Source organism: Hyphococcus aureus, from assembly GCF_042643165.1.
GTDB lineage: Bacteria > Pseudomonadota > Alphaproteobacteria > Caulobacterales > Parvularculaceae > Hyphococcus > Hyphococcus aureus.
This window is the reverse complement of record NZ_JBHRSH010000002.1, coordinates 1410702-1421873: the sequence shown is the minus strand read 5'-3', so window position 1 is coordinate 1421873 and position 11172 is coordinate 1410702. Positions and strand designations below refer to the sequence as shown.

General features: G+C 51.2%; 6 protein-coding genes. 5 read left to right on the top strand and 1 reads right to left on the bottom strand.

All coding sequences use genetic code 11. The features are described from left to right. Positions 1–116 precede the first annotated feature (116 nt). The 5 genes from ACFOOP_RS19745 to ACFOOP_RS19725 all read left to right on the top strand — a co-directional run bounded on the left by ACFOOP_RS19745 (position 117) and on the right by ACFOOP_RS19725 (position 10671). On the top strand, positions 117–2264 hold the full coding sequence (locus tag ACFOOP_RS19745) for an RHS repeat-associated core domain-containing protein (RefSeq protein ID WP_379882895.1): 2148 nt from the start codon (positions 117–119) through the stop codon (positions 2262–2264). 48 nt (positions 2265–2312) lie between these two features. Next, the gene (locus tag ACFOOP_RS19740) at positions 2313–2717 is read left to right on the top strand and encodes a hypothetical protein (RefSeq protein ID WP_379882894.1); all 405 of its coding nucleotides are present in this window, start codon (positions 2313–2315) and stop codon (positions 2715–2717) included. A gap of 867 nt (positions 2718–3584) precedes the next feature. After that, positions 3585–8303: an RHS repeat domain-containing protein gene (locus tag ACFOOP_RS19735; RefSeq protein ID WP_379882893.1), complete on the top strand. Its 4719-nt coding sequence runs from the start codon at positions 3585–3587 to the stop codon at positions 8301–8303. Positions 8304–8321: 18 nt separating this feature from the next. Beyond that, the gene (locus ACFOOP_RS19730) at positions 8322–9149 is read left to right on the top strand and encodes a hypothetical protein (protein ID WP_379882892.1); all 828 of its coding nucleotides are present in this window, start codon (positions 8322–8324) and stop codon (positions 9147–9149) included. Positions 9150–9636: 487 nt separating this feature from the next. Continuing rightward, positions 9637–10671 (top strand): GGDEF domain-containing protein, encoded by a 1035-nt coding sequence (locus tag ACFOOP_RS19725; protein WP_379882891.1) that lies wholly within the window; start codon positions 9637–9639, stop codon positions 10669–10671. A 293-nt stretch (positions 10672–10964) separates the two neighbouring features. On the opposite strand, the gene ACFOOP_RS19720 is transcribed toward ACFOOP_RS19725, so the two are convergent. Beyond that, on the bottom strand, positions 10965–11105 hold the full coding sequence (locus tag ACFOOP_RS19720) for a hypothetical protein (RefSeq protein ID WP_379882890.1): 141 nt from the start codon (positions 11103–11105) through the stop codon (positions 10965–10967). Positions 11106–11172 lie beyond the last annotated feature (67 nt).

The following is an 11172-nucleotide window of genomic DNA, read 5'->3' as shown; positions in this document are numbered from 1 at the left end:
GGCGGACTTCAACTTCACGCAGCTTCGCAATGATCTCTTCCGGTTTGGCTCTTTTCGCCATGTCTCAGCTCCTCTTTCAAAGCCGAGACTAACAGATTCATCGGACCACTATTTCGGTGGCAGACCAAAGTGGCGAAGACCGGATTACCAAAAACATCTATGATGCGGCCGGTCAACCCGTTCAGATTCGAAAAGCCGTGGGGACAAGTGTTGAACAGGCCTACGCCACCTATAGCTACACCAATAACGGGCTTCAGCGATATGTGCTCGACGCAAACGGCAATCGGGCGAAGATGGAATATGACGGGTTTGACCGGTTGAAAAAATGGATATTCCCGTCGGAAACCAAGCCGACGTCCTTCAATCCCTCGACGCCGGCGACGGCGCTCGCAACGGCGGGCAGTCTTAACACTAATGATTACGAGCAATATGGCTACGATGCCAAAAGCAATCGTACGTCCTTGCGCAAGCGGGACACCAAGACGATCAATTACGACTACGACAATTTGAACCGCATGACGTTTAAGGACATTCCGAACTCAGCGTCGGAGGATGTTTATTACGGCTATGATTTGCTTGGTCTTCAACTCTATGCGCGCTTTGCTTCGGCGTCGGGAGTGGGCGTTACGAATGTCTATGATGCCTTGGGCCGGATCGAGAGCAGCACGACCAATATGGACGGGACATCGCGGACGCTGAGCTATGAATACGACGCCGCAGGCGCCCGCACGCGGCTGACCTATCCCGACGGCGAATATTTTACCTACGACTATGACACGCTCAACCGCATGGAGGAGATTTTTGAAAATGGCACTTCGACCGTTGCCGGCGTTACCTATAACAACAAAGGGTTCCGCGACACGCTCACCGGCGGCGTAGCGTCAAGCTTTGTTCAGGATAATCTTGGGCGACTGACAAGTATTACACATGATTTGTCAGGGACGGCGGCTGACCTGACGATCGGGATCACAAGCTATAACCCCGCGAGCCAGGTTCTCGGCCGGTCCTTCAGCAATGACGATTATGTGTGGGGCGATCATGTCCTTGGAACCAAGACCTTTGGGACCAACGGGCTCAACCAGTATTCCGTTGTAGACGGCGTGACGTATGGCTATGACGACAACGGCAATCTGACGTCGGACGGCTCGACCAGTTACGGCTATGATGTTGAAAACCGTCTGACGACGGTTAGCGGCGGTGCGACGGCCACCTTGAAATACGATCCAATGGGCCGGCTCTACGAGACAGTGGGCGCTTCAACCTCGACGACGCGCTTCCTTTACGACGGAGACGCCCTGGTGGCCGAATATGACGGGTCAGGCAATCTGCTAAGGCGCTATGTGCACGGGCCCGATGTTGATGAACCGCTGGTCTGGTATGAAGGGGCGAGCGTTTCCTCATCCGTGCGCCGCGTCATGCGCGCCGATCATCTGGGCTCGATCATTGCGGTCGCTGACAACAACGGGGCGAGCCTCGCCAAGAACACTTATGATGAATATGGCGTGCCAGCATCGACCAATCTCGGCCGGTTTGCCTATACGGGCCAGACCATCGTGCCGGAACTCGGCATGTATTATTACAAGGCTCGGATTTATTCCTTCAAGCTCGGGCGCTTTCTTCAGACCGACCCGATTGGCTATGAGGATCAGACGAACCTCTACGCTTATGTCGCAAATGATCCGGTCAATAATTTTGATCCGACGGGCCTAAAGTGTCAAACACCAGATGGTGTTCCGAGTTGTACTATTGATAAATTTTTAGATAAGAATGGGCAGGAAATAACCCGAGAACAAGCAACGGAGGGCAAAAATGGTCGCAAGATAGAAAAACTTGAAGCCACGCTAACTTCCAAATACGAGAAAGCACAACAACTCGCGTCTAGAGGTGACTCTGTCACCATAAAAGGGGATTCCAAGAACGGAATAGCGGACCAGGAAGTCTCTGGCGACGAAATCGTCACTGCAATGGAGTCGGTAGAGCTAACGGCTGCTGCCGGATCTAGTCCTAAACGAAGCGATTCCACAGCTACTACAACGTCAGTTTTATACTCTGATGGCTCCGTAAAACCACGCACCACTTTCTGGAATAACGGAACAAATGCTACGCAACGAACGTTTGGACACGAAATCCTTCACGGGATTTACACCCGAATGAATCCTCCGGTGCCGGATGGTAACGGTGGTTGGAGGGGGAGCGGCTGGGATGCACAACCTCAGGAAGCGCATCAGCGTTCGTTCAATAACGCAGCTGACCGTATTAAGTAGCATGTGGCACGACATGGTGACGAAGCACCCAAACAAAGGTAGTCCTAGATGCAGACATTAATCACGGATTGTTTGAGAATTCTCCTCGTCGCCATTATGATGGCGGGTTGCAGTACAACGCCGAAAGAGGTCGAGGCCAAAGAGTTTGACGCCTATGCAGGCTGTCTAGTGGCGCCGAACAAGTGGCGCCAAATTGCGGCTCCACCTAATCGCGAGGTGTTGCTTGACTTACCCGAAAAGATCAGCAGCAAACCCGTTCGTAGTTGGTTCGGATCAGCCGATAGTCTGCGCGAGGTATGGTTTGAGTCGTCTTCGGGCGACGAGCTTCAGGCTTGCCGCTATAATCCGCAAAAGTCGTGTTACAACGGCGGCTCGGTTATTAGTGTATCTTTCAAAAAGCTCGAGTCGAGGTGGGAAGCTGGCCCGGCAAAGGTGTCGATCTGTTCGCACTGAGCAGCTGATCGTTCAAACTTAAATAGATCCTGTCTTGTTCCTACCGCAAACAAGATTCTGCGAAATTCATAATGCAATCCGCTGAGATGAGAGCAATAAACTTTACCAACTGGCCAAATCTAAATCGCAAAGCGAGCAACTAGGGTGCATTAAACCGCAGGCGTAATGCGCCATTTGGGAAGGCGAGCGTCGCTTACGACCCATAGTCGCGGCGGGTTGTCGATGATCTACGCCAACGGTGCGGATGCGACTTACGACCGCTCACAGCGTGGGGCCTCTTCGTCCGTCACGACTGAAACTTCACGGGCGTGCCGGAGTTTGCCTATGATTTCATCTAAAAGGGCGTCGGCCTGCTTTTAAGATGGGCAGTCTTCGACGACAATTATGCTTGGGCCCGGCTACAACAAAACGAATGCCCACACCGTCAATGCGTTACGTCTGCACAGAAGCAGTTGGCTTATCGACACGATTGATGGCCTTTTCATATCGTTAAAAAGTCGCTGCGCATCATAATCAATACGGCCCTATCTGAAGTGTCGCGTTAAAAATTATGAAATATAGGCACTGATATCGCGCAAAAAATATCCCATTTACCGCTATAACTGTTCTGCGCTGGCAATGTTTATTTTCCCCATCTAACGAAAACACCGCACCAGTAGTTGACATATCCGTACGTGATATGAGTTCATTACTCCGTAGGCTGATGGGGTTTATGATTCTTAGTCGCCAGCTTGTTTCGCTCAATTGAGTTTGCTTACAGCAATTCCGGTTGCTTGAGTTTGGCTCGGACTTCGTGATCGAAAAGCTTGTAAAAAATCCGTCGTCGAAACGTCGAACACGTAAATATTTTGGATTAGGAGCTGTTCTTTGATTCATTCCAATTTCTCTCTCTTAACAAGTTTGCGGTGTTCGAGCTGGTTGGCAGTCATTGCAGTGCTTGCCATAGGCGTTGCGGCGATTTTTCCCAACGCCGCTGTTGCTCAGGGGGATTTTGCTGATCCGCTGCCGGAGCGTCCGCAAGTCGATTCCAATTATGTGGATCTTGTGAGCGGCGGCGTGCTGATAAGCACCGTTGACGTATCCATCGGCCCTCAGGGGAGCGGCCTTTCTTTTGGGCATACTTTTTCATGGGACCGTTGGCGGCCTTCGACTTTAGGTACCGTCGTTTATGCAAATATCGCGGTTGATGAGAGGGTTTATACTGTCACCGCATATGGATCAGCCGATACTTTTAAAATATCGCCCCTGCCGTCGGGGAGTTTTACATTGAGTTCAGAGGCTGGCGCCGAACTCGATTATGATGCTGGCAATGGAAAATACACTTATCGGACACCCGGCGGGATTGTATATGAGTTTCTTGAATCGTTAGACGTTGCAGCTTCGCCCGCCGAGGCCGTTCTTCAAAAAATTATTGAGCCTAATGGGTCGATTACAGAATTTCATTATTCGGTTAAGTCCACATGCGCCGTTACTTGTGGGGGAACTGTAACTAAAGCCAGACTTCAGTCCGTAACAAACTCTTATGGATACCAGCTTCACTTTGATTATGTAAGATCCAGTGATCCCACGAACTGGCAAGATTTCGGCGATTGGTTGTCTATTAAAAAAGTCACTGCGCTCAATCGAGCTGTGGACTGGTGTGGAAACACTCAAGTCACTTGTTCTTATTCCAAGACATGGCCGAGTTCATCCTACACGATAAATTCCTCAGGACACGGTGGGCGTAAACTTGAAACCGTTACCGACGCATTGGGTAGGACAACGACATATTCGTATTCGACATTTTACTACTTATCTTCACTTGTTGAAAATCGCCTATCCGGTATTAAGTGGCCGGGCTCCAGTTCGGACAATGTCACGTTTTCCTACCACACAAGCACAACAGCATATGAGGGGCTGGTGGAATCTGTCGATCGCGGATTTGCGTCATGGGATTACAGCTATGCCATTGGCGCTTCTTCGATCCAGACGACTGTTACGCACCCGACAGGCCCGACCGAGGTTCTTTCCGCAAATCTGTCAACGGGCCTTGTAACATCTACGACAAACACAGCGGGCAAGACGACATCGTACACTTACGACAGTGAAAATCGTCTCGAATCAGTCACGTTGCCGGAAGGAAACTCCACCGAATATGTTTATGACGCACGAGGCAACGTCAAATATACCACTGAAAAGCCGAAATCCGGCTCGACGGTTTTTGTCACCTGCTATGAATATGTAGAAGGCGAAACACTGTCATCCTGCGGAGCGAGTCCAACCTATACGGGAACGACTTCTGCAACCTGCAGCAATCAAGTCACCTGCAACAAGGTGAAGCGCATGATTGACGCGCGCGGCGAGGAGACGGCCTATACGTATAACTCAACTCATGGAGGCCTGATTTCCTCTAAAGCGCCGGACCCGGACGGAGGTTCGTCTCTGCCGCGCCCCGAAACGCGTATTTTCTACACCCAGAAACAAGCGCGTTATAAAAATTCAGCCTCCACCTATGCAAATGGACCGCAGATTTACGTTCCGGATGCAACCGCCGCCTGCAACAGTTCCGCTTTTTCTGGCGGCTATAATGCGAGTGCATCCCATACGAATAACAATTGCAGCGGCGGCGCCAGCGACAAGGCAATTACGAAAGCCGCATGGCCGACGACGGCCTCGGCTAACAACCTTCAAGCTTTGTCGGTGACAAATAAGGCGGGGGACGCCTCAGCCTCCTTGACGACGAGTTTCACCTATGATGATTTTGGATGGGGTGAATATGTGGACGGTCCCCTTGCAGGGACCGGCGACCGGACGCTGACAATCTACGATGCCCTTGGTCGGCTGATAGGCACCGTTGGGCCCGATCCGGATGGCGGCGGGCCTCTCAAGCATGTTGCGACAAGGACGCTTTATAATTCTTATGGCCTCGTGCAAAGCAACGAAGCCGGAGTAACGGACGCAGACACGGCGGCAAGTTGGTCCGCCACCTTCATTGGTCTGCAAAAGTCTCAAACAGATTACGACGTTTACGGGCGACCTGTTGTTTCCTACGTCTATGATGGCGTCACAACGAACATCGCCTCTCTCTCTCAGCAAAATTATGACAGCGCAGGCCGGCCCGATTGCACAGTCATACGGATGAATCCGTCTCTCTTTTCTTCCATCGTCTCCAATCCTGGGTCATATGATCCGTGCGATTCGCCAACAACCACTGGTATTTTTGGTGTAGATAGAGTGTCGAAGGCAGTATATGAGAGCGCGACCGGTCGGCTAAAAAAAGTCATCAGGGCTTACGATACTCCTCTGGCGCAGGATTCAGCGACGCAGACCTACACGGATAATGGTCTTGTCGCGACAATCGTCGACGCCAATGGAAACAAGACCGCCTACACCTATGACGGCTTCGACCGTCTGATAAAGACATGCTATCCGTCAAAGACGACGGCAGGCTCAGTTTCAACAACCGACTGCGAACAGATATTTTACGACGACGTCGATGGCGGCCTTGTTGAAAAAATACGCCCGCGCAAGGGTTATGCCGCGTCCTCTGCCGCCTACGATGTCGCCTATGCTTATGACGCGCTCGGAAGGTTGACGAGCCGCTCTGTGCCGGGCCCCATATCCGGCACCGAAACTTATAGCTTTGCCTATGACAACTTTGGCCGTCTCACTTCCAGCACGCTATCGGGTTATACGAATTCGTATGATTATGATGCGCTTGGAAGGCTGAAGACTCAGACCTACAGCACGGGCTCTGGTTCAATTGATTTTGACTACGCTTATGACGCTGCCGGTCGCCTTGAGACGCTGACTTACCCAGATGGGTGGGAAGCCGATTACGCTTATGACACGTTAGACCGGCCACTAACAGTCTCGAACAACGCCAATACGCTGGCGACAATCGCTTATGACAGTCATGGCCGTCGATCGAGTGTGACTTACGGCAATGGTGCGGTTCAGTCTTATGCGTTCGATGGCTTGTCGCGTCTGGATACGCTGACAAATAACCTCAATGGAACCACAGGCGATCAGACATACAGTTTTGATTATAATCCGGCGAGCCAAATTGTTAAAAAAACGTCTTCGAACTCGATCTTTGATTGGGGTCCGGCCTCGCTTCTGACGGATTCTTACACGGCGAATGGACTCAACCAGTATACAAATGTTGATGGCGCAACCCCGGTTTATGACGATAGCGGGAATATCGTCACCGATCATCGCGGTCAGACATATGAATATGACGCCGAAAACGTTCTGCGCCGGGTGAAAGCTTCCGGCGGCGCGACTCTGACGACTTATTATCTTCACCCTGACAGTACGATGCGCCAAAAGAGTTCCGCTGCTGGCGTCGCGAATTACTACTATTCAGGCGATCAGGAAATCCTGGAGACCGACAATGCAGCTGGCGCTGAGCTCGCCTCGAATAATGTCACCAGACGCTATGTGAGGATTCCTGATAGCATCGATGAAGCTTTCTTGATGATCGACTATGTTTCGTCGGGCTGTTCATCGGGTTGTGAAACCTACGCCCACACGGACGCGCGCGGCAGTGTCGTCGCCACATCGGATGCAAGCGGCGACCTGATCGATTCCTATACCTATAGCCCGTTCGGCGAGTCCGGCCCCGAAGGCGATTCAGGCTTTCCTTTCCGCTTTACCGGGCAAAAGCTCGATGCAGAAACCGGGCTCTATTATTACAAGGCCCGCTGGTACGATCCGGAAGTCGGACGTTTCATGCAGACAGATCCTATCGGCTATAGCGACGGCATGAACATGTACGCCTATGTCGGGAATGATCCGGTGAATGGAACGGATCCCAGTGGGCTAAGAGTGACTGTGTATATTACCTGTGGAACTCCCCGTACTCCCAATTGTTTTGGTTTCGGGGGCAGCGTTCATAATTCACCGAATGCTGGCTGGCATGGGATTGATACTGGCGCTGGCGACACCTTGCAGCAGGATATTGATACACTCGATAGTTATGACCTTGGTTTCCAGTTCGGCCGCAATGTCAATGATCATGTCGGCTATGAAAATTTCAGTGATAACAATGGAAAAGGCGGCGCCTCCAATGGGGAAGGCAGAAGCATATTTGGCGGCGGGCTTTGCGCGGAAAGGTATTGCCTTAGATCAGAAGTTGGAGACGCAATATTTTTAGCAACTTTGTTGTTGGCGCCCGAAGCAGCTTTGGGCCGCGCGCTTCTCGTTGGCGCCGCTGCGCGGTTAGCGGTCAGAGCTAGCGTTTCTACGGCTTCACGAGCGGCAACTTTGCCGGGCCTTTTGGGCGTTCTTGCCGTGGCTGGGGGCGGGGCGTACCTTCTCTCACCTCCAGTCGCAATTGTGCATGGCAATTCTTTGAGATCGCAAAGGCCCACCACGGTTTATGAGGTGTATAACATTAGGTCCGGCGCCACGCTCAAGTATGGCATCACGAGCAATCCGCTGCGAAACCGGTACGGAAGTTTGTGGTTGAAAATAAGGGGCGCTGATATACGCGAATTAGAAACTTATTCGAATCGCAAAGAGGCGAGAGATGAAGAACGCCGCCTATGCCAGCGTTATGAAGCTATCAATGGGCATAAACCGCCGTGGAGCATTCGCTGCTAAAATGAGTATGGTGTAAGTATGGATTTAATTTTACGACTTTTGACATCAAGTGATTTGCCGAAAGAAAGGAGTCGCGACTTTTTTGCTCTTGAGGAAGGGGTGCGGTCCTCCTTGAAGACGATGAGTTTTAAGTCCCCCAAACAAACATTCGGTGTTTGGGTGGTTGCACTGCCTCCGAATGATCTGAGGCCGCCCGAGAGAGAAGAAGTTAAAGTAGACCGTCGAGATGGGGTCGTTTCTACAACCGTGATTGGTGATTTTGACGCCTACAAATCAGCAAAACCGTCGGAAGCCATTGATTTATTCGTGCTTGATGTTATCCGCGCCTTGCGGCAGGTGCCTGAAAAGTTTTTGCTTGTAGAGGACCGGGAAAAAATAATTGAAATATTGAAGGGTGCGCGGATCGAATTTTATAAAACTCATTTTGAAGGAAAGATGCCTAAGGATTTAACCGTGGATATGGCTGCGTCATCTCGTGCCAATATTAACGAAGAAGAGAAAATCCAAATCGTTGTGCAGTTTGATGACGCCACGCCGCTTCCAGAAAACGCATTAGAAAACTATTCGGAGGGGGAAAAAGATGACATCTTTGCCTTGGAAGAGCTGTTAGAGAAAAATTCCGGAGACACCTACGAAGTCGATGGTCATGATTTTGGATCGGGCACGGTGAATATATTCCTTTATTGCATAAACCCGGACCCGGCAGTTAGGCGCCTACTTTCGCTAATCGACAGTCACAAATTAATGCCTGAAATCAGAATCGGTATCGCTGACACAGGACGTGGAAGACTGCGGGCGGTGTATCCGCCGGAGCTCAGGGAATTTGACTTAATCAATAAACCCTAGAGATCCTACTCGCCTAAATGTTGGTTATCGGATTTTGTCACACTTTTTGTAGCAAAGGGTCACTATTTCTTCTGACCTCAACTTCGGGCGTGCTGCGATTACTCGCCCTCGCTAAGCGACGAGCCTCTTTAACTCGGCACTTCTAATCAAGAATCGGCAAGCCCGAATGGGTCACAAATGGGTAACAAGCCTTCGCGCTTCACATGGATATGGGTAGACAGGGAGAGACACACGAGTTAATAAAAACAACAGCTTGAGACGCATAGAGACATCGAGAAACACCCAATTTCCGACTTTTAATCAGTAGGTCGATGGTTCGAACCCATCAGGGCTCACCACTTTCACCAATAAATTCAGACAGCATGGATAGCTGGCCGTTCGTTGAGCGTCGCCAAAGTCGATTCTGGACGTGTACGAATTTCCTCAAATCAGAACTCATTTACCAAGATGCGTTATAGCCTCGATATAACATGCGGGGAGTGCAGAAATGAGCACAGCAAAGGATATCAGCCGTAAAGTTATGGGAAAGCTTGGTGACTGGAATATTAATCCAACACCGGCTGCTTATGCGGTGCTGTTTTCCCATTTCGAAGGCGAGAATTCCTCTCTTTCCGAGGTAATAGAAAGTTGTCTTTCGGAAGGGACGCAACCAACTGAGATTCTGTTTAATCGGCTTTACTCAAAATTTTTCGCTGAGTATTCAAATGACAATGAGCAGATTGAAAAGCTGGCCAAGGAACTGGTAAACCAATCATCCGGTTTGCAAGGTCTCGCACACGCATTGGGATCTTCAGCGAACACGTTCAGCGCCGAGGTTCGGGCGCAAGCTGATAGCGCAGCAAAACAACCAACGGCTGACGTTGATATTGAAAAACTCGTTAGCGGTTTGCTTGAGCTCACCCAGAAAACGGTTCAGCAGAATAAAATTCTCGAAGATAAGCTGGATATGGCCATATCTAATATTGGCGATCTGCATGATACGTTGAGGCAGGCGGAACAGCATGCCCACACAGACTTTTTGACCAAGCTGCCAAACCGCCGAAAGTTTGACGATTTCCTTTCGCAGCAGATCGAAGAAGCCGACGCGACTGGAGAACCTTTGTGCCTTATTGTTGGCGATGTCGATCACTTCAAGTCATTCAATGACAAATTTGGCCATAAGGTCGGCGATCAGGTTCTCGCGCTTGTTGCGAGCATCATCAAAAAGAACGTCAAGGGCAAAGATTTGGCGGCGCGGTATGGCGGCGAGGAATTTGTGATTGCATTGCCCTGTACCCAGCTAAATCAGGCCAGGGCTGTGGCGGACTATATCCGGGAGGAGATCGCCAATCGCCCCTTGGCTCTCCGCAAGTCAAATAAGGAAATCGGCAGTGTCACCATCTCATTTGGTGTCGCTGAATGGGCTCCGGGTGAAACGGAAGAAGCATTTTTTATCGCGGCGGATGCGGCGCTTTATGAGGCGAAAGGGACTGGACGCAACAAGGTCGCGGTTGCGCCTAATCGCCTGGCGGAAAGCGCTTAGGCTCACCGCTTTCGCCAACAATGGCCCAATGGCGCGCTCGGCCGCGACATGATAGTCGGCCAAAGCCTGTTCGGTCAGCGTCAGCAACCGCCGCGTTGAAATGAGGTCACTCAAATTAACAGCGCCGATAGCGTAGTCTTTTTTAAGGCGGTCCATGGCGTATCGGGCTTTGAGCGCGGCTTGTTCGGCGCTATCAAGATTTTCGAGGCTGTTCGCGCCATATGCTGCGCCTGTTCATAGCGCCGCGCGGCGTCAAGTTCTGCAGCCCTCAACCGCGCGGCGGCGGCGACGGCTTAATTGCCCGCTTCCGCCGATGCGGCGCGGCGCACACGCCCGCTGAGCGGAATGGAGACCGTCGCCATCACGCTTGTTTCATTGCCGCCGAACTCATTGGAAAATTGAACGCCGAATGTCGGATCAGGCGTCCTATTCATTACGCTAGACTTAGCCCGGGACGGCCTTATCATCCGCTGGATTGTCTCTCTCAATCGGCGGACGCGG

What these genes read in the sequence shown, in the direction of transcription:
- ACFOOP_RS19740 (WP_379882894.1), top strand. Translation starts at nt 2,313, where the DNA reads ATGCAGACATTAATCACGGATTGTTTGAGAATTCTCCTCGTCGCCATT.
- ACFOOP_RS19730 (WP_379882892.1), top strand. Translation starts at nt 8,322, where the DNA reads ATGGATTTAATTTTACGACTTTTGACATCAAGTGATTTGCCGAAAGAA.
- ACFOOP_RS19725 (WP_379882891.1), top strand. Translation starts at nt 9,637, where the DNA reads ATGAGCACAGCAAAGGATATCAGCCGTAAAGTTATGGGAAAGCTTGGT.
- ACFOOP_RS19720 (WP_379882890.1), bottom strand. Translation starts at nt 11,105, where the DNA reads ATGAATAGGACGCCTGATCCGACATTCGGCGTTCAATTTTCCAATGAG.